Here is a 26416-nt window from a genome sequence, read left to right on the forward strand (position 1 = left end):
GCTGGAGGATCTGGACGGCAGGGGACCCGCTGGCGGCATGCGCCTGCCCGCACAGACGGTCCAGCCGCTCATCGGTGTCCTGGTCCCAGGGCATGCCTCGCTTCTGGAGGAAGACGCGCAGATCACGCAGGAAGCCGTACGGAGCGGTGCGCTCCCCGTTCAGGTAACGCGAAAGCGCGGCCTGCGAGGAATGCAGCTCGACGGCCAGCTGTTTCTGCGTCCCGCCCGTCGCCTGGAGGAACTCCTTGACCACCGCCTTCAGCGCTGCCGCATACGCGGCACCGGCCGACGGTACTTCCTCGGACACACCCATCCCCGTCCCTCGCCTCACCCCGTGAACACCACCCGTGAGCGGTGCAGTTGCTCGATTGTCGCGCACGCATTGACACCCCGGGAACGCATCCACGAACAGGGCCGGAGCAAGGCTGGATGTTGACGATTGCCCGGGAACGGGCCGTTCCCACTCCCGCACTCCCTACCGCCGCCCGATGGTGATGACCAGCGACCGCACACGGCGGACGTGATCAGAACCCGAGCGAAAGAGGCCACCCGATGCGTGTCTCCTCGAACATGGTCCCCGCGTCCGTCACCGCCGTGTCCGGCCTCGCGACCGTCATGGCCGGCGCGCCCTGGTGGGGCGTGATCATCTGCCTCATCTTCACTCTCGCCGCGACGATGGTGCAGGCCGTCTTCCCGCAGGACTCCGGTGACCGCCTCACCTGGTGGACCAACCACCGTGAGCACCGCCACCTCCGTCGTGCCCAGCGCGGTCGGAATGCCCCGCCCGTACCGCCCGCCTGACCCTGGCCCCGGCGCGGATACCGGGGCCGTCAGGCTCGGGCCCCGCAGTCCGGTTCCTCACCGAGGGCGTTGGCGGTGGGTATCGGCCGGCATCCAGCCACCCCGCGTCATGCGGTTCCGAGCGGGATGAAGACCGAGACGAACAGGGCGCCGCCGAGGAGTCCGAGCGTCAGCGCGGGGATCCAGTCCGGGTGCCGGTACCCAAGGTAGGCGAGACCGGCGGCGAACATGCTGGCGACGAGGACCAGGAGCAGAACGATGATCAGAGCGAGCGAGGACACGGGGAATCTCCCTTTGGGTAGGTGCGCTCCGGTTGAGCGCGGGGCCTACAGTCCGCGCTGGCCGCCGGTCATTCAAGATCTTGCGAAAATCCGTTCCGGCCCTCTGCGGAGGGGGTCCTGACGGGGTGTGGAGCGGATTCGCGGGAGCTGGACAACTGGGCGGTCGCGGGCCGTGGCAGCACACTGCGCCAGCGGGGGGTTAGCCCCGCAAGCCCGCCGCGGTGGGCTGCTGACCCCACCGTGGCGGGGATCCCGGGTGGTGGGCGACCGCGCCAGAACACCGACTTCACACCCCTCCGGCTGGTGCCCGCAGGCACCACCTGGTGGACACGAGCACCAGGCAACCGCGGCTTTCCTCGCGTGTACGAGCGGCACGCGGCAGACCCGCTTCCTCTGCATCCCACAGCAGCACCAGGCGTGGCAGCACCCGTGACAGTTCAGCCGGGCCCCTCCACCGCTGTACGGGGGTCTGACAGCCGGAAGGCGGGCATGGGGTGGGGCGGGTGGTCTGCTACTTGGTGATGACGGGGTCGAGCCACGAGCCGACGGCGGAGTCGCAACTCTGGATCATCAGGGTGACGCGGTAGGCGCCCGTGAGGTCTGCGACCGCGGTCTGGGCGCTTTCGCCGACCCCGATGGAGCGCTGGAACTGTACGTGTCCGTCTACGGAGATGGTGAAATCTTTGCTGCTGCCGGTGCTGCTCTCGTCGGAGATGCCGATGCCGGCCACCAGCCTTTTGTACGTGCGGTCCAGCTGCCACGTCGCGACCGTCTGGCAGGAGTTGGCGTCCTCGCGCAGGGCGACGGGGAACTCGTGCAGGTTCACCGACTGGGCACCGGCCTGGTAGCCGTCGTCCTCGAACGCCGGCAGGTCGTTGACGAGCGACGTTCCCGAGGGGGACGACGTGTACTCCGCAGGTGCGGGGTTGTCCCCGGTCGGCTCGACGTCCGGGGACGGCTCCGCGTCCGCGCCCGGTTCCGCACTGGACGACGCGGACGGCGCCGGTGCCACGGTGGTGGGCGTGGGCGTGGCCGGCCCCGTCACCGGCGGGGCAGGGGCCTGTGGTGACGGGGGCGCGGCCCGGTTGTCCGGGTCGTTGCCGCCGGTCGCCCAGATCCCGGCCGCGGCGCCGCCGCCCGCCAGGAGGACGACGGCCACCGCGGCGCCGATCAGCAGGAGAGCGCGCCGGCGGCCGGGCTGCGGCGGTGCGGGGGACGCGGTGGGTGGGCCGGGAGGCGGGGGCGGCACCGATGCCTGGTGCGCTCCCGCACCACCCCCGGTTCCCGCCGGCACCAGGTCGGCACTGTCGGTCGCCTCCATCACTGCCAGGCGTGCCCGGCATTCGTCCAGCTCGGTGACCAGAGCGCCGCGGCGGTGGACGAGGTCGTCCCTGCGCGCCGCGAGCGCGCGGCTCTCCTCCTCGAGCCGGCGTCGCCGTTCCTCGCCGCCGGTACCGGGCGCGGCCTGGGCCCGGCGGGTCTCCTCCTCCAAGTCCAGGCGGAGCTGGTTCTCCTGTCCCCGGACCTCGGCCAGTTCGTCGCGGAGCCGGTGAAGTGCTTCCTCCCCGTCCAGGAGGCGTAGCAGGAGGGAGTTCTGGTCGCTGCCGTGGAGGTTGGCGCCGGTGTCGATCAGGACGGTGCGGTAGGCGGTGAAGAGTTCGGTGCGGCGCTGGGGGGCGGCGGGGTCGTCGGTGCGGCGGGCGACCTCGGTGAGGAGGTCGTTCAAGAAGTCCCACGGCGGCAGGTTCGTGCCGAGCGTGTACTTGCGGACCGTGGAGTCCTTGTACGCCGGGAACCGGGCCGCGAACTCACGCGAGGACAAGCCCGTGAGGTCCAGCAGGACCTTCAACCGGGCACCGAACCCGGCCTTCAGCCGGTCCTTCTCGGCGCGTGCCTGCCTGCGCGCGAGGATCCCGTCCCCGGCGCCGCCCTCACCCTCGTGTGCCACCTGTGCTCCCCCTCACCAGGTTCCGGTGCCGGGCGGCACCGGGAACAGTTCCTCTGGCGCGGTCGCCCACCACCAGACAGTCCGGTCACTGTAGGGCCAACTCAGCACGTCACAGAGGTTGTTGATACGGCGTGGTGCCGTTTCGGCCTCGCCCTGGACTGGACCCGCACCCCTCGGGGTGCCGCCGCGCAGGAGGCCCGACATGACCCACCGCCGCACCCGCCCAGGGCGTAGTACCCGCACCACCGGAAGCGAGGCGTGAGCCATGCCCGCCGCCCCGAACCTCGTCCCAGCCTCCGTCACCGCCGTGTCCGGCCTCGCCACCGTCATGGCCGGCGCACCCTGGTGGTGCGTGATGATCTGTCTCGTCCTCACCCTGGCCGCGAAATCGGTGCAGACGCTGTTCCCGCAGGACTCCTGTGATCGGCTCACGTGGTGGACCAACCACCGCGAACACCAACAGCTCCGCCACACCCAACGCCACCGGCGCAACACCCCTCCCAGGCCACCCGCATGACCGCAAGGGCAGGGCGGCCGGGCTGGTCCGGCACCGTGGCCGGGAGGCGGAGTCCGGGAGAGACCATCGGGACGTCCGGGCCTAAGGGCGATAGTGCTCACGTTTGGAGGGTGCCGAGCGTCCTGGTTCACAGAAGCCAGGCGATGAGGGCGTGGGGGCCGACGGGCTCCCCGGATCGGCTGGGGCAGCAGCTACTCATGATCGGAGCACGGCCGAATGACGCAGTCGTCCGGTGGTCCCCACGGGGACCGTTCAGTCGAAGAACAGATTCAGCACCTGAAGAGCCGCGAGAAGCACTTCAAGCGGCTGATCGAGAAGCGCATCGCGCGTGGACACGTCGACGACGTGTGGCAGGAGGCGCTCATCCGCATGTTCAAGCGTCTGCAGTCCGGGTCCCCGGTCGAGAAGCTGGACGCCTATATGTCGACCGTCTGCGGGAGCGCGGCGACCGACATGCTCCGCCAGCTCGGCCGACAGGCCGAAGCCTTCGCCGGCGGAAATCTGGACGAGTTCAGCGAGACCAGCATCGTGATCGATTTCGACCACGATGTGAATCTCATCAAGATCCAGTCAGTCTTGCGCGAGGAACTGACTCCGCAGCAGCACAAGGTCTACATCCTCAAGCACTACTACGAGCTCGACTCCCGCAGCATCGCCGGACTGGTCGGTGCAGCGAGTGACAGTGCGGTGCGCCAAATGATCAGGGCAGCCAACCGGAGGCTCCGGGAACCGGCTGTGATGCGCCGGCTTGCCGCGGAGGACTAGTTCCTCCCTCTGGCCTGCGGCTTGGGGGTACCGCTACTCCCGCATTTCCTGTACCCCCAACCCGCAGACCGGAGGGGAGGGCTAGCTCTGCAAGGCACGCCTTCTCCCATCCACCCACCAACCCTTGCTGAAGGAATCATTGTGTCCGAACGAATCACCCACGTTCCCGCTACCGTGCTGACTGTGCTGTCAGTGCTCGGGGTCCGCGCGTACCGCGTCGTCGACAACCTGCTCACCGGTTCACCGGCGTGGGGACGGTCTCCCGCTCGGAACGCCACTGCCGCGCAGCTGCGCACTCACCGACTCGCGCGCCCGAACGTGGCTACGGAATAGCCAGAAAAACGGCTAGAACGACCTCCCACCAGAAACCCCAAGCAGTCCGACGCACAGTAGGAGTCACTGAACAATCCAAGCAACATCGCTAGCCGTGGTCGCCATAACACCACGGCCAGCAACTCGGGGGAGCCGGGCCCGTCGCTCACGCGACGGGCCCGGCCTGCGTCGTAAGAAACAACAACCGCGCAGCCGGAACCACCCGCCACTCGACGGCACCCCTCCTCGTACCACCAGGCGCTGCGACCCCGTCCCCCGAGGACTCCACCGAACATGACCACCCAGAGCCTGATCCAGAACCAGGCGCTCGCCCAAGACCTGCAGCGAGCAACCACAAAGATCAAGTACCTGAAGATCGCGCTCGCCGTCATGACCGGCATCATCGCGTCGCTCATCACGTACCTCATCGTCGGCAACCTCGACGCGACGCCGCTCCTCAGCGTCGGCTGGAGCGCCAGCACGTTCATCGTCACCACCGGCTTCGTCTTCACCGTCCAGGAGAAGATCGCGCGGCCGTAACGACCGGTTCGTCGGCACCACCTCGATGGTGCCGACGAACCTCGGAGCCGGTCCTGGGCCGTGCGCTGCCAAGGACGTCCTGCCGGAGACCAGCAATCCCTCGCCAGCACCACAGTCAGCCGACGTCACCGGCGAGGACTTCACCGTCTCCTGGCTCTACGGCGCGGCCGGTCTGGAGCGGGCGATACGGCGGTGGGACGTTCGTGACGTTCTCCGCCTTCGTCCTCTACGTCGAGGAGAAACTCAACCTCCTCTGACACACCCGACGTCGAGCGGGACAGCCGTTCGACAAAGCAGTGGGTCGACAACCACTACAAGCGCGGAGCTCGTCGGCGCGGAGCTCGTCGGCCAACTAAGAAGTCATTTCCTGGGGGCTGAGCCACCGTCTCCTTCCATGCCAAGCGGGCGCCCTGAAGCCACGAAAGGAAAGCTGGATGCCCGATTCGCACATGATTCGAAAGATATTGGTTTCATGGGCGCCTAGTTTGGCAGGGATTCGACTGTCCGAGTCCCTGCCGAGGCCAGACTGTGCGCACTTGGGTGCCCCTTGGTTGCGCGTCAGACCCGGTAGTCTCTATCTAACTCTCTTCCGATCAGCGGTCGGTGGGCGACGTACGGGCCACGCCGGCTCGGATTCACCCAACGGAAGGGAGCACGATTCGGATGGCCGACTCCAAATGGTCAAAGGAACGGGACGATGAGGTTCCGGATTCGCAGGACCCGGTTGGTTTCACGGGCGAAGCGGACCAGGGCAGCATGGATCTCGATGCCGGTGGCCCTGAGGAGCCGCATCGCGGTGTCACGTCGTGGCTGACGTGGATCAAGCTGGGAGCCGAGACGATCACAACGATCGTGACGCTCGGCAGTGCGATCTATGCTCTGGCCAACGGCAACGGCGGATGAGGGTAGCTACCTCACCCGCCGCTTGATGCCGAAACCGGCTTGGGACCCGCGTTCTAGATTCCACTCCTGGACGCGGGTCCTTCTCTGTTCGACGTGCCTTGGGTACCCGGCAATTCGGGTGGCCTCACATGCCAGCATCCCGCTGACTCTCAGACACTGCCTGCAACAACGCGTTCAGCGAAACACATTTTGATCCTAAGCGGTACCGATGTCGAGCATTGAACAGGGGAAACGCGGATCGTAGCCCGTTCGAGTGGATCGCTAGACGCCGAGCTGCTCCTAAACGATACCTTGTCATCGAATCAAGTAGCTGAGGGGGGAGGGTCTGGATGGCACGAGGAACCGCCAAGTTCGACGACCGCATCCTCAAGAAGCTCCGCGCGAGTAAGGAGGTTGAGGGTCACCTGCTCAGTGCTGCAGAACTCGCTCGCCTGCTGAAAACGTCCAAGGCTAGAGTCCTCGCCTACGAGCGGGGCGAGTCAGTGCCGGAGCCTGGACGCGTGCTGCAGATAGCGCAGATCTTCAAGGTTCATCCGCGGGAGCTCTACCAGGCGCAGGCAGGCACGCCTGAGCAACTTAAGGACCTACGGTGCTATGCCGGCCTAACCGCAGCCCAACTCGCTGCGCAGATCGGAGTCAGCCGCACGACCTATCGCGATGTCGAGCTTCTCGCGGTGCTTCCCGCTCGTGATGACGGAACACTTCCGCTCAGGCTGGCCGAAGCGCTCAACCTTCCGCTCGCGATGGTCCACAGAGCTCTTGACCAGCATCCCGCTGCCGCTGCGCGCAGGGTATCCATCGCCGAGCACCTATCCAGGCTCTTCGAACGCGCTGAAGTCGAGCACCAGTCGGCGCTGGTGGACGCTGATGACGCGGCACTCCTGCAAATCGCCAAGCTCCTGCACCGCCCGGCGAGCGTGGTATGCCGTCTGGTCAACTACGACTTGGCGCGCTATCGGGATCTACTCCGGCGGCAGGCCGTGGCCAAGGTCAACCTGGCCTACGCACAAACGCCTCGCGTAGCCCAGCATCAGTCCAAGGAGATGAGAGGGCTGACCGAGGAGATCAAGAGCAGACCCTTTGTCGTAGCCTCAACCCAACTGCGTTTTCTGGCCGAGGCGATGAGCGCCCAGCAGTGGCGCACCGTGATCTCGCTGATGCGGCCCAACCCCGGCCGGTTCAGCGTAGAAGTGTTTCAGGACCTGCAGAAACAGGACGTCTGGGATGGCCTGGTCGCACGGCACTTCGTTGAGCTGGACATCACTCACTCTCCTCCGGACTTCATCGGCGTACGCCTCACACCTCGTGCATGGGACACCTGTCTCAGCCAGATACGGCTCTACGAATGCCTCTATCCCCGTGTCCCTGTACCGCGCCCGCTCCCGCGACGGCCACATGAACGGCGCAGTTTCCGCAAGAGTGAGCAGCATCACCAGCTGACCACGAGCTGAGCTCGCCAGCGCTGCAAGGCTTCTTCATGCCTGCCTGTTCCTCCCGATAGCCTTCCGTGGTGGAAACAGTGCGTGAAGCGAGGGTCTGGTCATGAGCAGGGTGCTGGCTGTGTACAGCGAGAAGGGCGGCGTGGGCAAGAGTGCCCTGTCCGCCGGGCTGGTGGCCGCCGCGCGCAGACGCAAGCTGGCGGTCGTGGCCGGGGATCTCGATCCCCGGGCGACGTTCACCGCGGAGCTCGGGATCTCGAAGGACGTGGCGCCGGCGTTCTCCATGAACGACTTGCTCGCGCTGGACCCGCAGGGCGACACCGGTCTCGCGGCCGACGCGCTGGTGCCGGCCTCGGAGGCGTGGTCGGGCGTGCAGGTGATCGCCGCCGAGCGGGCGCTGGCCAACCGGGAGACGGACAACGTCGCCGTCGGCCTCGAGTTCCGGCTGCGGATGGCGCTGAAGGGCGTGATCGGCCCGGACGGCGTCGGCGTCCTGGATCTACCTCCCCGGGCCGGCGGGAAGTTGGTGACGTCCGCGCTGATCGCGGCGACGGACGTGTTCATCCCGGCGACGCTCGACGAGGACGGCCGGATCGGCGCGGCGGAGGCGCTGAGCACGATCAAGCTCGTCAAGGACCTGGGGATGAACGCGGACCTGCGGGTGGTCGGGATCGTGCCGTCGATCGTGCCGGGCGGGCGCAGCACGCTGAAGGACGCCATAGGGAAGTACCTGGCGGACACCTACGGTCCGCTGTACCGCGACGACCTTGCGATCCCGCGTCACTCGGTCCGTCAGCAGACCCGGTTCGCGTGCGTCCCGATCACCGACGCTTCCGGGCGCGAGGCGCAGGCTTTGACGGAGGCGTACGACAGGATCCTGACCGCGGGAGTGGGCCAGTGAGCAACAAGCTGATCGAGGCGGGCACCAGCCGCTTGAAGAAGGCCGCCGACTCCGCGGTGGACCCGGCGGTCCCCGCCGAACTGCAGAACCAGCCGGGCGCGGTGCCGTCGCAGGCCGGGCAGCTGAGCGAGTTCGCCGGCGGCCGCGTCCTGGGCGCCGACGACGTCCAGGGCACCCCCGAGGAGCAGCTGGCGTACGTCGTCGAGCGCCTCACCGAGATCGACGCGCTCGGCAGGCGCGCGGAGGACTTCGTCGTCCTCAACAAGGGCGCCCTCCTGGAGGTGGCGCAGCAGCGCGAGCTGCACAAGGTCGCCGGGCAGGAGAACTTCGCCCGGTGGGCGGGCGGGGTCCTCGACATCGAGGAGAAGTACGTCTTCGAGCTGCTCCAGGACGCGGGCCGTATCCGCGCGGTGGGTGAGCTCGGGCCCGACCTGGCGCAGCATCTGACGCGGGCCTCGGCGCGGAAGGTCGTCTCGGACGTCATCACGGAGCACGGCCTTCAGGTGGCCCGGGACCTCATGAACCAGGGCCTGGCCCTGGCCGCGGAGCGGGGGAAGAAGCGGCCGACGGCGGCTCTGTTGGCCGAAGTGGCGCGCGCCCTGAACACGCCGGCGATCCCGCCACAGGAGCAGAGGTCAGAAATTTCTGACCTCCCGGCAGCCACCGCCTCGGCGGGAGCGGTTCCCGAGGTGGTGGCGCTTGAGCGCGCCGTGGCCGCGGTACGGGCCCAGGTCTACGCCGCGCTGTCTCCCGCTGCGGTCGCGGCAGCCCTCGCCGCCAACCCGGCAGCGGTACGAGCGCACCTCGACGAGCTCGAGAAGGAGATCCTCCGGGTCGCGAAGCGGATCGGCGCAGCGCGGCGAGCGGCAGATGCTGCGGGACAGGGCGCCGGGTCCGCTCCGGCACGGGAAGGCTGAACACGAGGGGACGCGGGCCTGGGCCTCTCCGGCTCGCACGTCCCCTCGCCGAAGACCTCCACTGGCCGTGGGAGAAACGGACCACCTCCGACCGGCTCACCCTGGCCCGGGTCCGCCGGGGGTTCAGGAACATCCGCGCTCACCTCGCGTGCCCGGCCCGTGTTCCCAAACCCCGATGTACCGGCCCCGAACGGCCACCCAGCGCGAAGAACAAGCGCCGAGCGCCCTGCTACGACGTCGGCAAGACCGTCGAACGCCCCGAGACCCTCGAAGCCATCGGCAGAGCCGGTAAATCCTGGCAGATGCCGACCCCGCGATGCTCGAGGGTCAAGATCAATCTCACCAGACGATGACACCGCCGCCTTCGGCTTTGGCGCGTACGGAGGCGGCAACGATGTTGCCGAAGCATTCGGTGACGTACTCCGTGCCGTAGCCGCTGACCTCCCCAAGATGATCCAAGTGCGGGCGTATCGCTCCGCACTCGGCCAGGAAGGCATCGATCTCCCTCGGCTCGACCTGAAGGTTGTCGCCATCGAGCCGGGGAAAGAAGTGAGCCCCAAGCACCCGAACCGCCTCAGAGCCCCATAGCTTCTGGCGGGCGCTCTCGAATCCAGCCCTGGTCTTGTTGTAGTCGTCGTCGGGATCCTCCAGAAGGGTCCGCTTGCCGTCGGCTTCGTATATGAAGGTGTCCACATTGAGGCTCATGGGCTGATTCTCCGCAGCAAGTCCGTGCCGCGTCGACTGGATTGCAGCGACCGCGCCCCTGCTGGCACACAGGGCAGGCATTTCGACACTCCGGTAGCTCGGCGTGATTGCTTCACCTGCAAAGGACCCCTGTGTGCCCCACGGCACGGCCGCGCATGGCATCGGCCCTGACCTGGCGGGGCCAGCGCGGCTCTCGGGGGAGGATGAGCCCATGAGCACGCGTCCGTCGCTGAACCAGCGCGAGGCTGCCGCCGCGTGCGGCGTCTCCCGCACAACGATCCGCCGGCGCCGCGAGGCAGGCGATCTGCCCGGCGCGGTCCAGGACCCGCAGCGCGGGTGGCTGATCCCCGTCGAGGACCTCCTGGCGGCCGGGTTCCGGCTGAACGCCCCCGCCGGACCCGACGAAGTGACCGCAGTGACCCCGGCCGGGCCGGACCCGGCCGCCGTCGCGGACCAGGAGGACGTCGCCGGGCTCCGCGCCAAACTCGACCGCGCCCGCCACGAGCACGCCCTGGCCCTCGCCACCGCCGAACACGGACGCCAGCTCGCCGAGGCCGAGGCGCAGCAGCTGCGTGCGCAGCTCGACGCGCGGGCGGAGCACATCGCCGATCTCCAGCAGGCGCTGCGGGCGCTGACGGCGGGCCAAGAGCGGGCGGTGCTCCAGCCGTCCCCGTCCGTCCCGGGACAGGCTCATCCTGTCGGCGGCGGGCCGGAGACGGTGGCGGTGGCCCCGCCGGCTCCGGTGCCCGGGGCCGGGCCGGGCAGGGAGGCAGCGGAGCGGCGCCGGTGGTGGCGGCGGGCCTGACAGGTCCCCGGACGTGCGGAAGGGCCCGGCCTGATGGCCGGGCCCTTCCTGCGGGTGGTGCGGGTGGATCAGTGCTGCGGGTGTCAGTGCTGCGGTTCGTACGCCGCGTCGGCGGCGGCCTGGTCGGCGTACCCGTCGCGCAGGAGCTGCATCGCCTCCTGGCGGAGCTCCCCGGCGGTGGTGCGGGCGGCTCCCAGGCGGTCCTGGATCTGGGCGAGCGGGACCCGCTCGATGTCGATCTGCTCGGCCGGGGTGCCGGCGGGGTGCTCGGCCAGCAGCATGCGGGCCACCCTGCGTGCGTGGCGCTGACGGGCCGACAGCTTCAGGTAGTCCTCGGCGGCCTCGGTCGCCGCCTCCAGCCGGACGGTCTCCGCGCGGGCGCGGGCGGCGGCCAACGCTGCCTCGGCCGTCTCCTTCTCCGTCTGCGCGGACCGGCTCTCACGGGTGATCCGGTCCGCCGTACGGCGCTCCGTGTCCTGGGCCCGGCGCTCCGCCTGGTCCGCGAGGCGGGTCGCCTCGTCCCGGTCGCGGGCCGCCTTCAGCTCCAGGGCCGCCGCCTGGTCCGTCAGCTGCGCCGCGCGCTTGCGGGCGGCGGCGGCCTGCTCCGACTCGACCGCCTGCGACTCCGCCTTCGCCGCGCGCGCCGCCGCTGTCTTCCGGAGTTCGGCCTGTACCTCCGCCTCGGCGGTGACGGCGGTCGCCTCGGCCGCCGCCGAACCGATCCGGGCATCTGTGCGGTGCTCCGCCTCGGCGATCTTGCCCCGGTCGGTGATCTCCGCGATCCGGGCCGCCGTCGCCGCCCCGCGCAGGCGCTCCGCCTCCCGGCGGTCGTCCTCCGCCTCCTGGCGCTGACGCTCCTTGTCCTGCCGCGCGCGCTCCGCGTCCTCCCTCTCCTTCTTCCGCTCGCGCTCCGCCTTCTGGCGCTCGCGCTCTTCCTCCTCCGCCTGCCACCGCTCCGGGAAGGCGAGGGCCTCGGCGACGGTGTAGCCGCGGGGGGCCATCGTGATGGGCAGCCGTTCGATCTCGGATGCCTTCTTGAGGTCGCCGCCGTGGCGCTGCGTGAGGTGGACGACGTACCCGGCGAGGTCTTGCTCGCGCTTGACCATCTCGGGGTAGGAGCGCACGGCTGCGAGGCGCATCCGCCGGTACAGGCGCGGGGTCGCGATCGAGGAGAGCACCCACCAGTGCAGCGGGACGCGGTCGGTGGCCGTGCCCTGCTTGATCCGGGCGGCGTGCATCAGGATCTTGCGGGCGCCCTCGATGCCGAGGACGAACAGGCCGGGCATGACCGCGTGCGAGAGCGCCGACGAGTGTGCGGTCGAAGCCGTCGCCCTGGGCGTGAGCGGCGGTCAGGAAGCCGGTGGCGTCGATGCCCTGGGCGTCGAGGCGGGCCAGCGAGGCGGCCATGTCGGGCCAGGCCGGGGAGGCGAGGATCGCGTCCCGCACGACGCCTTCGGGGATGGTGCGGCGCAGCAGGTCGGCCCACTGGTCGGTGCCCGCCACGCGGACGCAGGCGTGGTTCGCGGTGACGGCCCGGTGGACGGTGGTGGCGACCTGGCCGACCTGGGGCAGCAGCACACTGAGGTCGACGCCGGCGCTCCGCAGGGTGAGGAGATGGCGGGCCATCAGCGGCCAGTCCGCCCCGGTGGTGATAGCGCCCAGCACGTGGCCGGAGAGGGTTCCGCGCAGTTGGTCGGCGGCCCAGCCCGGGGCCAGTCTGGCCTCCTTCTCGTCGGGTTCGTCGTCGCTCTGGCCGTGGCGCTGCCGGACGGCGCGGCGGATCGCGTCGGCGATCGTGAGGAGGACGCGTGCGGACACTGCGGCGCTCTGAGCCGACTCGGCAACTGCTTCGGAACGGCTACCCGTCGAGCGCACGGCGAAGGGCCGCGCAGGTGTGTGGTCAGGCGACTTGAGCGGTACTGGTGCCAAAGACGTCGTCGAAGGGGTGGGCGCGGCGGGTGTTGACGAGGTAGTAGGCGCCGCTGGTATGGCGCAGGGCGTGGTCGGTGTAGTGGAGGACTTCGGCGGGGGTGAGGACTTTGAGGTCGCCGAAGACGTAGTAGAGGGGGGTGGGGGCATGGAGGGCAGTGAGCTGGAGTCCTGCGTGGACGGTGGTGGTGCTGATGGCGTAGCGGTTGGTGGTTGTGCTGGGCATGTGGTCTTTGGCGTCGATCGTGATGATGTCTCTGTCGCGGGCGGCGATCAGGTCGGGGAACTGGCGTAACGCGGAGCGGGTGTGGCGCAGGGCGTTGCGGATGGGGGCGGGGTAGGTGCCTTGTCCGCAGGGGTGGACGGTCCAGCCGCGGGCGCGTAGTGCGTTGGCGACTCGGTGTTCGTGGAGGTCGCCGACGTTTTTGCGGTCCTGCCAGTTGGTCATGGGCTCCTCATCCACCAAGCCGGTAGGGAGTGGTACGAAGTTCACGGTTTTCGTACCCTCTAGTGATGGCTATGATGCCGTACATGGCGGCATACGTTGACCCACGCTTTCGTCCCACTCTGTGGCCCGGTATCCCCGTGCCAGCGCCCTCGTTGAGCCCGCTCCCCGATGCAAGGGCTGAAGGGGAGTGGATCCTGTGGTCCGCGCGGCTCCGCTCGCCCGTTGACCAGAGCGTGCCGCTTCCGGAGGACTTCTACCTTCGCGAGTTCATGGAGCTCGACCCGGCCGATCTGGACGCGATCGCCGCGATGATGCGGACGTATGGGCACCTGGGCGGCAGCGTCGGGTCGTTGAGCCTGGACGTCAAGGACCACGAGTACTACATGGAACTCGAGAGCAAGCTGCACCCTCAGCATGGTCCGTTCGCCTTTCACGGAGAGCTGGCGACCCTGTTCGTATCTGCAGCCCAGGACGCCATTCGCACCTGGCTGGCGCTAGGACACGAAGGAGGTCTGGACGCGCTCGTCGATGCCGAGGTCTCCGAGGAGGAGCTCGCCGATTGGCAGGCCGCGAACAGTCACATGGAGGAGATCTGGCCGCGCGATCTACCCCACATGAGGGAGGAAGTGCTGAGCCTGAAGATCAGCAACTTGACCGCCACACTCAACTCGGCCCTGGAGCGCTTCAGCATCGGCATCGGCAGCCTCGAAGACCGCTACCCCACGCTCTTGGCCGTGGCGTTCCTCCAGCTGTACAACCACCTCGCCGAAGACGCCACCATCCGCGAGTGCGCCAGCGAAACGTGCCGCCGGGCCTTCGTCCGCCAGCGCGGCCGCGCCGAGTACGGGCAGAACCGGACCACCGGCATCAAGTACTGCACCCGTGAATGCGCCCGAGCCCAAGCTCAGCGCGAACTACGCCGCCGCCGAAAGCGGTTGAGCCCACCTATCACCTCCACCCCCGCGTCGGCAACCACTCCTCAGGGAGCCTGAGGTGATCAAGCTTCGGGAACACCAGGTCAGCCAGAAGTCGGCATTCCGCACCTGGGTGGGTTTCCCTACGAGGTCGACCGTGCCCCCGCAGGGTGCTCGGAGCACCCTCGTGTCGGCGACCGGCTCGGGCAAGACGATCACGGCCGCCGCGTGCGCGCTCGAGTCGTTCGTGGACGGCCGGATCCTCGTGACCGTGCCGACCCTGGACCTGCTCGCCCAGACCGCCCAGGCGTGGCGCCTGGTGGGCCACCGGGCCCCGATGGCCGCGGTGTGCTCGCTGGAGAACGACGCGGTCCTGGGCTCGCTGGGGGTGCGCACCACCACGAACCCGATCCAGCTCGTCCTGTGGGCCGGGCACGGGCCCGTGGTCGTGTTCGCCACGTACGCCTCTCTCGTGGACCGTGAGGACCTTGACGCGCCGATGGGGCGGCGGAAGGTTCGCGGGCCGCTGGAGTCCGCGCTCGCGGGCGGGGAGCGGTTGTACGGGCAGCGCATGGACGGGTTCGACCTCGCGATCGTGGATGAGGCCCATGGAACCGCTGGTGATCTTGGCCGTCCGTGGGCGGCGATCCACGACAACACCCGCATCCCGGCAGACTTCCGGCTCTACATGACCGCCACCCCCCGCATCCTCGCCGAAGCCCGCCCGCAAAAGGGCCCGGACGGCCAGGAGGTGGAGCTCGCAACGATGTCGGACGATCCGGAGGGCATCTACGGCGCCTGGCTGCCGGGGGCGGAGCTAGGTCTGAGCGAGGCCATCGAGCGCGAAATCCTTGCCGGATTCGAGATCGACGTCCTGGAGATCCGCGACCCCTCCCCCGTCCTCGGGGAGTCCGAGGAGGCGCGGCGGGGCCGGCGTCTGGCCCTGTTGCAGACCGCGCTCCTGGAGCACGCGGCGGCGCACTATCTGCGTACGGTCCTGACGTTCCACCAGAAGGTCGAAGAGGCCCGCGCGTTCGCGGACAAGCTGCCCGAGACGGCTGCCGAGCTGTACCTGAACGACGCCTCCGACGCCGATCTGGCCGCCGCCGACAAGCTCCCCGCCTCGTCGATCGACGCGGAGTTCTACGAGCTGGAGGCCGGCCGCCACGTCCCGCCGGACCGGGTGTGGTCGGAGTGGCTGTGCGGTGACCACCTCGTAGCCGAGCGGCGCGAGGTGCTGCGCCAGTTCGCCAACGGCATCGACGCGACCGGACGCCGGGTGCACCGGGCCTTCCTCGCCAGCGTTCGCGTTCTCGGTGAAGGCGTCGACATCACCGGCGAGCGGGGAGTCGACTCGATCTGCTTCGCCGACACCCGTGGCTCCCAGGTCGAGATCGTCCAGAACATCGGCCGCGCGCTCAGGTTGAACCGCGACGGCTCCACCAAGGTCGCCCGCATCATCGTGCCGGTGTTCCTGGAGCCCAACGAAGACCCCACCGACATGGTCGCCAGCGCCAGCTTCCGCCCCCTCGTAGCCGTTCTCCAAGGACTCCGCTCGCATGATGAGCGACTCGTTGAGCAGCTCGCTTCCCGTGCGCTCACCAGCGGCAAGCGCAAGGTCCACGTCACGCGGGACGACGACGGCCGGATCGTCGGGGCCGGCGGCGAGGACCAGGAGGACGACGACACGCAGGCCGCCGCCGAAGCGGCCCTGCTGCACTTCTCCAGCCCGCGCGACGCCGCCACCATCGCGGCCTTCCTGCGGACCCGGGTCTACCGACCCGAGTCCCTGGTCTGGCTGGAGGGCTACCAGGCACTCATCCGATGGCGGGCCGAGCAGAGGATCACCGGTCTCCACGCCGTGCCGTACGACACCGAGGTCGAGGTCGGCGTCACCAAGGACTTCCCCCTGGGGCGGTGGGTCCACCAGCAGCGGCGCACCTACCGCGCTGTTGAACTCGACGACCACCGCAAGGAGCTCCTCGACGAAGCCGGCATGGTGTGGGAACCTGGCGAGGAAGTCTGGGAGACCAAACTCGCGGTTCTGCGCTCGTACAGGCGCGCCCACGGCCACCTCGCTCCCCGACGTGACGCCGTATGGGGCAACGCCGACAGCGAGCTCGCACCCGTCGGGGAGTACATGGCCAACCTCCGCCGCCCCCACGGCCTCGGCAAGAACCCCCAACGCGCGCAGGACCGCGCAGCGCAGCTCGCCGTGATCGACCCCGACTGGAACTGCCCCTGGCCACTCGACTGGCAACGCCACCACCGCGTCTTGGCCGACCTCGTCGACGCCGACGGCCACCTGCCGCAGATCGAGCCGGGTGTGCTCTTCGACGGCGACGACCTGGGCGCATGGCTCCAGCGGCAACGCCGCACCTGGACGGCACTCTCCGAAGAACAAGAGCGGCGGCTCGCGAGGCTGGGCGTGGAACCCGCCGAACGACCCGCACCCGCCCCAGCAGCCGCGGGCGTTGGGAAGACGTCAGCCTTCCAGCGCGGTCTGGCAGCCCTGGCTCAATACATTGCGCGGGAAGGCAGAACTGTTGTCGCAAGAGCGCACGTTGAAGAGCTGCCGGACGGTTCGCTGATCAGGCTGGGTGTGTTTCTGAGTAACCACAAGGCCAGACGTGACCGCCTGGATGCTCAGCAGCGAGCAGCCTTCGTCGAGCTCGGCTACGCCTGGGCCGCAGATCCCGAGCACGGCTGACGGCGGTCGCGCGCCCGCGTGGTCACGGTTGTCCGGGCAAAGCCGGCGGACGGGCCTGCGGCTGGCGCGGCCGGTTGGCTTGTTATGCCCATTACCGGCTGAGCTGATAAGCGTTTGGCCCTGTGTGCGAAGCGTGAAGTGGGATGCGACAGGAACAGGGCCGGTCGATGTCGGGGCAGTGGACGTGCGGTTCATGGCTGCGGGGGGCAGGACGGAGTGTTCGCCGTGGTCCTCGGCGGCCGCCGAAGTGCCCTTCGAGCAGTGTCCGCCCCTGAAGCCCTTTCCTGTCCGCAAGGGCAAGCGCATGGCGCCGGGATGGTGGTGGTCGGCGACCACCGGACGGCTGGTGCACTACGGGTCCGGGGCGATGGGGCTGCATGTGATGCTGCTCGACCGCGACCCACGCGTGACGTACCTGGCCAGCCAGCCTCTGGAACTGCGATGGCGGGAGCGGGACGAGGTGCGTACGCATGTCCCGCAGATGATGCTCCGGCTCGCTGACGGCCAGGGGGTCTTGGCGGACTGCATCGCCGGCGAGGAGCTTTCGCAACGGCAGCGGTACCTGGCGGCGGTGCTCGGCGAAGTGTGTGCTGCGGTGGGCTGGCGGTACTGGGTGCTGGGGCCGGTCGATCCGGTGTACCGGCGCAACGTGGCCTGGCTGGCCGGGTACCGGCATCCGCGGTACCACGGGGGACAGCAGCTGGCCGCGGCGTTGCGGGAGACGTTCGCCGGGCGTACGCCGCTGTGGGAGGGCGTGCGCGGGACCGCCGGGGATCCGCTGGTGGTCCTTCCTGCGCTGTTCCATGCGCTGTGGGCGGGGCGGCTGTCTGCGGATCTGGGCGCTCCGATGCATGAGCGGATGCCGGTGTGGGCGCGGTCGGCGTGAGGAGGGCAGGAGGCCGGGGGGTTGTCGGGCCGGTGGTCGAGGTGGGGTCGCGGGTGCGTTTCGAGGGCCGGACCTGGACGGTGGCCGCACTTATCGGCGGGCAGGTGCGGCTGACCGCGGAGAACGGTGAGACGGCAGCGCTGCTGCTGTCGCTGTTGTTCGCCGGCGAGGGCTTTGAGGTTGTGGATGGGCCCGCCGCTCGCCGGGTGGCGCCGCTGGGCCTGCTGGATTCGTTGCCTGCGACGGTGCGGGAGCGAGCGCTGGCCTGGGAGGGGCACGTGCGGGAGGTGGAGACGGGGCACCCGGGCGGATCCGGTGGGGTCGGCCCTGCGCGGGCCGAGTACGACCCGGAGGTGCGGACGCTGGCGCAGCGGGAGGAGGCGAAGGCGGCGGAGCTGTCGGCGGCGGGTTTGCCCACCAGCGCGGTGACGGTGCGGCGGATGCGGGCCCGCTACCGCGACGGCGGGTTGTGGGGACTGGTGGATCAGCGGACCGTGCGGCCCCGGTCGGCGCTGGGGCGTGCGGACGAGCGGGTGGTGGCCGCTCTGCGGGAGGTACTGGAAGCCGGGCAGGAACGCTCCAGCGGAACGCTGGGGCGGCTTCGGGTGTATACCGGGCGGCTGCTGGCCGAGCGGTACGGCCCGGGGGCGGTGGCGCTGCCGTCGACTGCGACGTTCAACCGGCTGGTGCACGCCTTGGCCGACGGGCGCGGGCTGCTGGGCAGTGCGCGACAGCGCCGCTGGCGCTCGGCGCGGCCGGCTCCTCCGTTCGTACCGACGACGGTGACGGCGCCGGGTGAGCTGGTGATGATGGACAGCACCGTGCTGGATGTCTTCGTGGTGCTGGACGACGGGGTGGTGGAGCGGCCCGAGCTGACCATCGCGCTGGATGTGGCGACCCGCAGTATCTGCGCTGCTGTGCTGCGGCCGAAGGGGACCCGCAGTGTGGACGCGGCGCAGTTGCTGGCGCAGATGATGGTTCCCGCGCCGATGCGGCCTGCCTGGCCCGAGGCGCTGGCGATGGAACGCTCGGTGATCCCGTACGAGCGGCTGCAGAGCGTGGACGCCCGTCTGGAAGGGGCCGCGGCGCGGCCGGTCATCACCCCGCAGACCGTCGTGGTCGATCAGGGCAAGGTGTTCGTCTCGTCCTCGTTCGTCGCCGCCTGCGGATCGCTGGGCATTTCCCTGCAGCCGGCGCCGCCGGGCAATGGGCCGGCCAAAGGGCAGGTGGAGCGCACGTTCTCCTCGATCAACACGCTGTTCGCCCAGCACGTCGCCGGTTACACGGGTTCCCACACCGGCGAACGCGGCAGGGACACCGAAGGCGAGGCGGTGTGGACGCTCGCCCAGCTGGAGGACCTGCTGCAGGAGTGGATCGTCTGCGGGTGGCAGGAGCGCGAGCACGACGGGCTGCGGCACCCGATGATGCCCCGCCGCGCCCTGTCGCCGAACGAGATGTGGGCGGCGCTGGTCGCCGTGTGCGGGTACGTCCCGGTACCGCTGGGGCGCGAGGACTACATCGAGCTGATGCCCGTCAGACGGCAGAAGATCAACGACTACGGCATCCGCATCGACTACCGCACCTACGACCACAAGGTCCTCAACCCTTACCGAGGCGAGTCCTCGCCCGCGGCGGACGGGCTGTGGGAGATCCACTGCAACCCGCACGCCCCAGGCCAGGTCTGGGTGCGTCTGCCGGATGCCGGCCTGCCGCAGGGATACCGCTGGGAAGCGGTGCCATGGATCCACCGCACCCTGGTCACCGCCCCGTTCACCGACTTCACCTGGCAGCACGTCAGGCGCACCGTCGCCCAGCGCGGCAGCCGCGTGAGCCACGAACACGACCTGGCTCTCGCCCTGCGCGAGCTGTTGGAACGCGCCGCCGCCGGACACGGCACCCGCCGGGAGAAGGTCGTCGCCGCCCGGGCCCGCGCCGGTGCCGCCGCCAACGAGGACGGCGCAGTATGGGGGATCCTGTACGGCCAGCAGCCGCCGGCCGGGGTGCTCGAGCCTGATGGTGAGGACGTCTTCGCCGATGACGGCGAAGACGAGGACGCTTGCGCCGGCGACGGTGGCGTGGGCATCGGGCCGGCTGACGCCGCGCTGCTGAGCGGCCCTTCGGCCGGCCTGGCGCAGGAAGCCGATACGCCTGCGCCTCCCCGGGTCACGGTCTACGACCCCGCCGAGGAGTCCCTGCGATGGTGAGCCTGTCCCCGAACGACACCGCCGGGTTCGCCCCGCTGGCCCCTCCGACCGTATGGCAAGGCTGGGACGCCTTCGTCCACCGGGCGCCGGCCCCCGCCCGGGATGCCGCCGACCCGGTCTGGTCGCAGACGGAGCGCGAGGACTACCACTCCGAACTCGCCGTCATGCGTACCCCGGCCATGGACAGTGTCTTCACCGCCGTGCGGCGGCTGCTGCTGGTCAACCGCCGCCAGCAGGCCGGCGCCCGCCGCGGTCTGATCATCTCCGGCCCGGCCACCACGGGTAAGACCACCACGATGATGGCGCTCGGGCGGTCCTTCCAGCTGGCCGACGCCCGCCAACACCCAGGACAGGCCGCGCGCAGGCCTGTGCTGTTCATCAGCGTGCCGCCGGCCGCCACCCCGAAGATGCTCGTCAGCGAGTTCGCCCGGTTCCTCAACATGCCCATCACCGACCGCCTCAACCAGACCCAGATCACCGGCGCCGTGTGCGACCTGCTGGGCGAGCTGGGCACCCAGCTGGTCCTCGTCGACGACGTCCACCTCCTGGACACCCAGCGGCGCGCCGGCGCGGAAACCTCCGACCAGCTGAAGTACCTCGGCGAACGCATCCCGGCCACCTTCGTGTACTCCGCGATCGACATCGAGACCTCCTCACTGCTCAGCGGAGTGCGCGGAGCCCAGATCGCCGGCCGGTTCAAGCTCTTCAGGCACCGGCCGCTGGCGTACGCGACCGAGCAGGACCGGGCCGTCTGGAACGACCTCGTGCAGGCCATGGAGAACCTGCTGCGGCTGCGCGCACACCGGACCGGGACCCTGGTCAAGCACGCCGCCTACCTCCACGCCCGCACGGCAGGCCGGATCGGCAGTCTCTCCCACCTCATCCGTGAAGCCGCCCTGATCGCGATCACGGAAGGCACCGAGCGGATCACCAAGCAGCTGCTCGCCGAGGTCGAACTCGACGCGGCCGCCGAAGCCCAGGCCAGGCCGTCCCGGCCCGCACGGCGCACGTAGGGCATCCGCAATGGCGCACCGGTCCAGCACGCCCGCACCCGCACGCCTGCCCCGGAACAGACGAGCGGGGCGCGAACGGGCGGCATCCGGCAGCATCGTGCCCGCCATGAGCGGCGGCGCGGCAGGACGCATCGCTGCGTTGAACGGGGAGCTGACGCTGTCGTTCCTGACCAGGATCGCCGCCCGGTACCACCTCGGGATCCGTGACGTGCTCGCCGCTGTCACCGATGTCGGCGGCCTGCAGAACCTCACCGGGATGCTGTACCCGGACAGCGAGATCCACCTCAACGCACAGGCCCGCGACCGGGTTGCCGCGCTCTGCCATGTTCCGCAGCACGTGCTTGAGCAGGCGCTGCCCGCATGGACGCGGGAAGAGCCGCGCGGAAAGTACGGGACGGGCCCGGTCGGGCGGCTGATGCGCGGTGAGGAGGTCGTCGCCGCATGGGGGCCGGCCTGCCCCGCATGCACCGCCGCCCGTACCGGACGAGAGGTGCCCGCCCGCCGGTACCTGGCACCCGAGCAGCGCGTCTGCGCACGCCACCGGTACTGGCTCCTGTACCTGCCCCACACAGGCGGGCTGACCGTACCCCTCGGCCGGTGCCCGGAAGTGATCGAAGCCCAGCGGGGGCATGCCAGGTTGCTGCACCGCTCCCCCATCGGGGCGCAGGCCTTCGAGGTCGCTCGTGCCGTCACCAACTCCTGGTGGGAGGAGCCCTGGCCCCGCCAGGAACACGCCTGGCCGGCGCGCCTCGATGCCACACGCCCGGACGGCGCCGATCCCGGCTGGTGGAAGGTGGCGGCACGCGACCTGATCACCTATCCCGAGACCGTCGCCCTCGCCCGTCTGCTGGCCAGCCGCCCTCTGCAGCAACGCGCTGTCGCCGAATCGGGCGGCCATCTCCCCTACCGTCTTGGTGAGCTACCCGCTCTTCTGGCCGAGGTCGCCCATGAGCTGCAGCGGCCGTGGCTCGTCCACCGCCTCGCCGCCGTCACCCACGGACCGCTGTTCACCTGGGCCCACTCCTGCGTGAGGACCCGCGTCTCTGGTGAGGCCACCGCGCACAAGGCGCTGTGGAGGGTGCACTCGACACACCGGCCTCGTCCTCTCAGCGATCTCCTGCCCCATGTTCCGGCCGCCGACGGCACCCCGCCGGTCCCAAGGCCCGTCATGCGGCTTCGCGGCCACAGTCTCCAAGCCGAACGTGCCTTCGAGAGAAGCCTTGCGCACGCCCACGCCTACCACCAGCAGTTCGGGCACCTGGCCGTCCCCAAGGAAGACTCCTTCGGCGATTACCCGCTGGGCGCATGGCTGTCCAACCTGCGCACCCGCCACACCCGCGTGCCCGCCCACCAAGCCGCCGCCCTCCACGCGCTCTATCCGTGGTGGAACGCGCCCTGGAGCACGCTGTGGCAGCGCACCTGGCACCAAGCCCGCGATCACATGGAAGCCAACGGCCCGCTCGAGCCCGCCAGCGGGTTCCCCACCACCGGCTACAGCCTGGGCGAATGGCTGTACCTGCAGTGCACCCGCTACCCGGCCCTCCACCCCGAACAACAACGTCTCCTCACCCAGATCGGGATCGACGCCGCGGCGGCGGCCGCCGCCCACCCCCGACGGCGCAGCTACGCAGAACGCTTCCAGGTAGGCCTGGCGCATGCCCGCACGTTCGCCGACGTCCACGGCAACCTCGCCGTCGTCGCCCACGCGGCTATGCACGACAGCTACCCACTGGGTCAGTGGCTGGGCAACCAGCGCAGGGGCCGTCGCTCTGATCGCCAGCCCCTGCCCGCCGAACGGGCTCAGGCCCTCGCGGACATCGATCCCTGGTGGAACCCGCCCTGGGGCCTGTCATGGCAGCGCCACTACTACCGGGCTCGTGACGCCGCAGTCGGCAGTCTCCTCCAGGCTGAGAACGGCTTCAGTGACCTCGACGACCCGGATTCCGCCGACTGGCTGTGGCGCCAGAGCGCTACGTACGACGAGCTCAGCGAGGAGCAGCGGCAACTCCTCACCGACATCGGCATCACTGCCGATGTCGCACGCAGCGCCCGGGAACACGCACGGACGGCACCGCCGAGACCGGCTGCCGCCCCGGCTCCGCATACAGACAAGCCCAGCCCGGTCGGAAAGGGTGCGGATCCTGCCGCTTCCACCCATCGACGCCGCACACGACGCGCCGCCGAACCCGAGCGTCCCCGCGAGCCCCGCAGCCGCCTCGGGCACCGCCCCGACCTGAGGCAGGGCTTCGAAACAGCCGTGGCACACGCCCGCGCCTACGCAGCCGAACACGGCCACCTCGCAGCCCCCCGCGACACCCGGCACGACGGGTATCCGCTGGGGTGGTGGCTGTTCAGCCAGCGCAACCGGGCCAAACAACGCGCCCGCGACGGCCTGCCGCCCTCACCCCACCTGACCGAGCTGGCCGCGATCGACCCGTGGTGGAACCCGCCCTGGAACATTGAGTGGCAGCGCAACTACTACCGCGCCCGCAACCACATCGAAGCAGGCGAACCGTACGACCCCGTCGCCCGTATCCCCGCACCGAGCACCGTCCTGGGCAGCTGGATCACCCGCGCCTGCCTGACCTACCACCAACTCCACCCCGACCAGCAGCACCTGCTGAACGCCATCGGCATCACCGCTCAGACCGCCAGACAGTGGCCGGCAACCCCCCGGCCCCGGCCCCACGCCGAAGCCCTCCAACACGCCCGCACCTGGGCAGCCGAACACGGCCACCTCTGCCCGCCGATCAAAACCGTCCGCAACGGCTTCCCCCTCGGCGAATGGCTCGACAGCCAACGCCAACTCGCGAAGAAACGGGCCAGCCCCTCCCCCACCCAGCAGATACTCGCCATGATCGACCCCTGGTGGAACCCGCCCTGGCCCATCCTGTGGCAACGCACCTACCACCACGCCCTCGAACATCCCCGCCACCCGGCAGCCCGCAACTGGATCCACAACCAGCAACGCGGCTGGCTCCTCCTCCACCCCCACCAACAACACCTCCTCACCACAGCCGAACTCGTCAACGTCTGAACTCCCCCTCCGGCCAGTACCGGCACCTTCCGACTCGGGTCGGTTGGCCCTCAACCAGCCTGGGTTGGCAAGAACTTCGGACGTAATCTGCCCGAAGAGGTCTCAGACGGCGGCGTGATGACCGATACTGGTGGGCAGGTCTGGCGTGCCCGCACGAGGATGCGCGAGGCCGAAGAGCAGAAGAAAAGGCGGCGCGGAAAAGGTCAATGAACCGGCTTAAGTGCTTTATCAGCATTCTTTTTGTTGAGAACGCTATATAGCCCACCCTGCCCAAAAAGCCGAAGAAAACCTCCGCTAAAACCGCCGAACAAATCCTTTAAAAAACCCTGCGGGACCAGCGCTCCGGTCTCCCAAGGGGCTGACAGGTATGCCGCAAAACAGCACCGGCCCGCCCTACGGCGGCGCCGGTCTTCGGCATGCCCTGACACCACGGCACACCAGTGCCGCCTCTCCCCGTCCCAGCCGTCCACGCACGGCTCGTTCAGGCATGAGGCGGCCCAGCCGTCACGTGCTGGAAGGGCATCCACGCGATGAACTCGTCCTCCCTTACCCCTGTCTCCGGCCTCCTGGCCGGACTCCCCGCCGTCCTCGCCGGCGCTCTGGGCGGCGCACCCTGGTGGGCAGTCGGAGTGATCGTCATCGCGGCATACCTCGCCGTCCCCCTCACCAGCCTGATCCTCGACCACAAACGACAGCGAAAAGGAAACATCGTCGACGAGAAATTCGCAGCCACACTCGACCAGATAACAGACCCCGAAAAAAGAATCCAAGCCATCATCAACTACCGCCAAGCCACAGCCCTCGCCACTACTCCCCAGCCACCACCCGAACCCCCACCAGGAGCACTACCACCCACCGACCCTGACAGCGGCAGCCAATCACCAGCACCCGCATAGATGATAAGGAGCAGCCTTCTACGCTGGATTCATGACCGAGGCCGATCTGTCTACCAGCCAGTGAGACTGTCGTGGTGGCCGTCGAGACGGTCCAGATGGATGTCGCCCTCGGGGGTCAGCAGGTAGGGCTGGTGGGCGCCCATGTCGGCGAGCAGGTCGGCGGCGAGGGCATAGGCCGTGACAACGGCCTCACGCTTGTCGGTGGCGAGAGCGGTTAGGTTCGCGGTGGTCTGTGCCGGGGTTCTCGGGATTGGTTCGACGGAGCCGTGCTGGAAGTGGCGCTCGGAGACGACAAGACGCACGGGAGTGATGCCGCGGAAAACCTGGGCGCCCGGGGCGGCCGGTCGCGTCTAATGGCGCCCATGTCCCCATCACCTTCTGCCTTGTGGCGCTTCATCGACAAGGACGATGCCACCGCGCTGACGCTCGTCGTCGACACTCCGGCCGGGGTCTACACCCGCCGTGTCCCGCCGGCGCTGCCTCTGGCCCCGGGCGTCGAGCACGGCCCTGCGGCGGAACAGGCGGCCCATCATGCCGCGGCGGCCTGGGGTCTGCCCGACTTCATCTTCCGCCAGGCCGCCCACGCCCAGAAAGGATCAGGCCTCCGTGAACTCGGTGACCGCCTGCTGCTGGCCGGCCATCGAGGTGCGGTCGTGCAGGTCAAGGCCCGCACCATAGTGCCCAAGGACGACACCGCAGAAGCCGCCTGGATCAAGAAGGTGGCCACCAAGGCGATGAGCCAAGCGAAAGGAACCGTCCGGCAACTGCAGATGATGCCAGCCCATATGGTCAACGGCCGTGAGCGGATCTTGAACGTCGACGGCAACGCCTACGAGTGGATAGCCGTGTTCCTGCTCGACCACCCCGGTGTGCCCGCGGGCACGGTGGTCACCTGGCAGGAGATCGGCATGCCGGGGATCGCGCTGACCCGCCGCGACTGGGACTTCCTCTTCGACCAGCTGCGCTCCACCACTGCAGTGCTGGACTACCTCTTCCGCGCCGCGGAGGAGCCCTCTGTCCCACTCGGCGAGGAACCGGTGCGCTACTACGAGTTCGCCGCAGCGGACGCCGACGCCTCGCCGGCGCAGTTCGACACGGAGCTCGTGGGCCCCGGAGGCGTTGCCTACTCCACCCCGCTGCTGCCTCAGGCCCCGGCGGGGGACGACGGCACCCAGGCCCACCTCATGATCCGCCTGCTGTTCGAGGACATAGCCCTCAGCCCCCTGAAGCCCCCGCTGACCGAAGCCAACCGTTTCGCTGTCCTGCACGACCTCGACCGGCTGCCCGTCGGCGCCCGCACCGAATGGGGTCACCTACTCGCCGACATGCTCCGCGACGTACCCGAGGTTCCCGAAGAACACTGCAAATGGCGTTTTCGACGCATGCTCCACGAGGACGACACCCGCCAGCTCATCTTCGGAGCGGCCACCCTTCTCGACTCCCGCGTCAAAGCAATGCCGGTGAGTTAGCGCGTCAGTGCAGGTCAGGCACTTGATGGTGCGGGGTTTGGGTGGGAGTATCCCCTGGTGACGTTGCGTGATCCGT

Annotated in this window: 22 protein-coding genes and 2 pseudogenes; 17 read left to right on the plus strand and 7 right to left on the minus strand. The window is 69.3% G+C overall.

The window, feature by feature from the left end:
* Positions 1-307 (minus strand): helix-turn-helix domain-containing protein (locus ACFZAX_RS34825; protein ID WP_390966892.1); only part of this gene is annotated, 307 nt, incomplete at its 3' end.
* 245 nt (positions 308-552) lie between these two features.
* Here ACFZAX_RS34825 and ACFZAX_RS34830 point away from each other — a divergent pair.
* Complete coding sequence (locus ACFZAX_RS34830) at positions 553-801, plus strand: hypothetical protein (protein WP_390966894.1); 249 nt, start codon at positions 553-555, stop codon at positions 799-801.
* 107 nt (positions 802-908) lie between these two features.
* Here ACFZAX_RS34830 and ACFZAX_RS34835 read toward each other — a convergent pair whose 3' ends face one another.
* Positions 909-1082, minus strand: a complete 174-nt coding sequence (locus tag ACFZAX_RS34835; protein WP_390966895.1) for a hypothetical protein — start codon at positions 1080-1082, stop codon at positions 909-911.
* A 511-nt stretch (positions 1083-1593) separates the two neighbouring features.
* Positions 1594-3030, minus strand: coding sequence for an NPCBM/NEW2 domain-containing protein (locus tag ACFZAX_RS34840; protein ID WP_390966897.1), 1437 nt, complete (start codon positions 3028-3030; stop codon positions 1594-1596).
* A 265-nt stretch (positions 3031-3295) separates the two neighbouring features.
* On the opposite strand from ACFZAX_RS34840, the gene ACFZAX_RS34845 reads away from it, so the two are divergent.
* From ACFZAX_RS34845 to ACFZAX_RS34880, 8 genes and pseudogenes are all read left to right on the plus strand, one after another.
* A complete protein-coding gene (locus ACFZAX_RS34845) occupies positions 3296-3547 on the plus strand; it encodes a hypothetical protein (protein ID WP_390966898.1) in 252 nt (83 codons plus the stop codon).
* Positions 3548-3763: 216 nt separating this feature from the next.
* Positions 3764-4312, plus strand: a complete 549-nt coding sequence (locus tag ACFZAX_RS34850; protein WP_390966900.1) for a sigma-70 family RNA polymerase sigma factor — start codon at positions 3764-3766, stop codon at positions 4310-4312.
* A gap of 606 nt (positions 4313-4918) precedes the next feature.
* Positions 4919-5164, plus strand: a complete 246-nt coding sequence (locus ACFZAX_RS34855; RefSeq protein WP_390966902.1) for a hypothetical protein — start codon at positions 4919-4921, stop codon at positions 5162-5164.
* A 663-nt stretch (positions 5165-5827) separates the two neighbouring features.
* Entirely contained in the window at positions 5828-6067 is a 240-nt protein-coding gene (locus ACFZAX_RS34860; protein ID WP_390966904.1) for a hypothetical protein, read from the plus strand.
* Between the two features lie 329 nt (positions 6068-6396).
* The gene (locus ACFZAX_RS34865; RefSeq protein WP_390966905.1) at positions 6397-7518 is read left to right on the plus strand and encodes a helix-turn-helix domain-containing protein; all 1122 of its coding nucleotides are present in this window, start codon (positions 6397-6399) and stop codon (positions 7516-7518) included.
* A gap of 91 nt (positions 7519-7609) precedes the next feature.
* On the plus strand, positions 7610-8407 hold the full coding sequence (locus ACFZAX_RS34870; RefSeq protein WP_390966907.1) for an AAA family ATPase: 798 nt from the start codon (positions 7610-7612) through the stop codon (positions 8405-8407).
* Positions 8404-9324 carry a hypothetical protein gene (locus ACFZAX_RS34875; protein WP_390966909.1) on the plus strand — a complete coding sequence of 307 codons (921 nt, stop codon included), beginning with the start codon at positions 8404-8406 and terminating at the stop codon, positions 9322-9324. Before ACFZAX_RS34870 ends, ACFZAX_RS34875 begins: the two co-directional genes overlap by 4 nt.
* A gap of 26 nt (positions 9325-9350) precedes the next feature.
* Positions 9351-9677: pseudogene (locus ACFZAX_RS34880) on the plus strand (hypothetical protein); the annotation flags it as partial.
* Here ACFZAX_RS34880 and ACFZAX_RS34885 read toward each other — a convergent pair.
* The gene (locus tag ACFZAX_RS34885) at positions 9664-10029 is read right to left on the minus strand and encodes a hypothetical protein (protein WP_390966911.1); all 366 of its coding nucleotides are present in this window, start codon (positions 10027-10029) and stop codon (positions 9664-9666) included. The pseudogene ACFZAX_RS34880 and the gene ACFZAX_RS34885 sit on opposite strands and share 14 nt — an antisense overlap.
* A 211-nt stretch (positions 10030-10240) precedes the next feature.
* Between ACFZAX_RS34885 and ACFZAX_RS34890 the strand changes: the two genes are divergently transcribed.
* Entirely contained in the window at positions 10241-10834 is a 594-nt protein-coding gene (locus ACFZAX_RS34890; RefSeq protein WP_390966913.1) for a helix-turn-helix domain-containing protein, read from the plus strand.
* A gap of 83 nt (positions 10835-10917) precedes the next feature.
* On the opposite strand, the pseudogene ACFZAX_RS34895 reads toward ACFZAX_RS34890, so the two are convergent.
* Positions 10918-12129, minus strand: a pseudogene (locus ACFZAX_RS34895) (DUF2637 domain-containing protein); the annotation flags it as partial.
* A gap of 605 nt (positions 12130-12734) precedes the next feature.
* Positions 12735-13211, minus strand: coding sequence for a hypothetical protein (locus tag ACFZAX_RS34900; protein WP_390966915.1), 477 nt, complete (start codon positions 13209-13211; stop codon positions 12735-12737).
* A 269-nt stretch (positions 13212-13480) separates the two neighbouring features.
* Here ACFZAX_RS34900 and ACFZAX_RS34905 point away from each other — a divergent pair, with 269 nt between their 5' ends.
* The 6 genes from ACFZAX_RS34905 (at position 13481) to ACFZAX_RS34930 (ending at position 23975) form a co-directional block, all read left to right on the plus strand.
* Complete coding sequence (locus ACFZAX_RS34905; RefSeq protein ID WP_390966917.1) at positions 13481-14203, plus strand: hypothetical protein; 723 nt, start codon at positions 13481-13483, stop codon at positions 14201-14203.
* A 1-nt stretch (position 14204) separates the two neighbouring features.
* Entirely contained in the window at positions 14205-16835 is a 2631-nt protein-coding gene (locus ACFZAX_RS34910) for a Helicase associated domain protein (RefSeq protein WP_390966919.1), read from the plus strand.
* 247 nt (positions 16836-17082) lie between these two features.
* On the plus strand, positions 17083-17721 hold the full coding sequence (locus ACFZAX_RS34915) for a TnsA-like heteromeric transposase endonuclease subunit (protein WP_390966921.1): 639 nt from the start codon (positions 17083-17085) through the stop codon (positions 17719-17721).
* Positions 17722-17774: 53 nt separating this feature from the next.
* On the plus strand, positions 17775-19925 hold the full coding sequence (locus ACFZAX_RS34920) for a transposase (protein WP_390966923.1): 2151 nt from the start codon (positions 17775-17777) through the stop codon (positions 19923-19925).
* Entirely contained in the window at positions 19919-20938 is a 1020-nt protein-coding gene (locus ACFZAX_RS34925) for a TniB family NTP-binding protein (protein ID WP_388864154.1), read from the plus strand. The genes ACFZAX_RS34920 and ACFZAX_RS34925 overlap by 7 nt, the downstream gene beginning before the upstream one ends.
* A 106-nt stretch (positions 20939-21044) precedes the next feature.
* Entirely contained in the window at positions 21045-23975 is a 2931-nt protein-coding gene (locus ACFZAX_RS34930; protein ID WP_390966925.1) for a Helicase associated domain protein, read from the plus strand.
* 946 nt (positions 23976-24921) lie between these two features.
* Here the strand turns inward: ACFZAX_RS34930 and ACFZAX_RS34935 are convergent.
* Entirely contained in the window at positions 24922-25173 is a 252-nt protein-coding gene (locus ACFZAX_RS34935; RefSeq protein WP_329040271.1) for a hypothetical protein, read from the minus strand.
* 60 nt (positions 25174-25233) lie between these two features.
* Here ACFZAX_RS34935 and ACFZAX_RS34940 point away from each other — a divergent pair, with 60 nt between their 5' ends.
* Entirely contained in the window at positions 25234-26340 is a 1107-nt protein-coding gene (locus ACFZAX_RS34940; protein WP_390966927.1) for a hypothetical protein, read from the plus strand.
* Positions 26341-26416: the final 76 nt, after the last annotated feature.

The organism is Streptomyces sp. NPDC008125, from assembly GCF_042957125.1.
Lineage (GTDB): Bacteria > Actinomycetota > Actinomycetes > Streptomycetales > Streptomycetaceae > Streptomyces.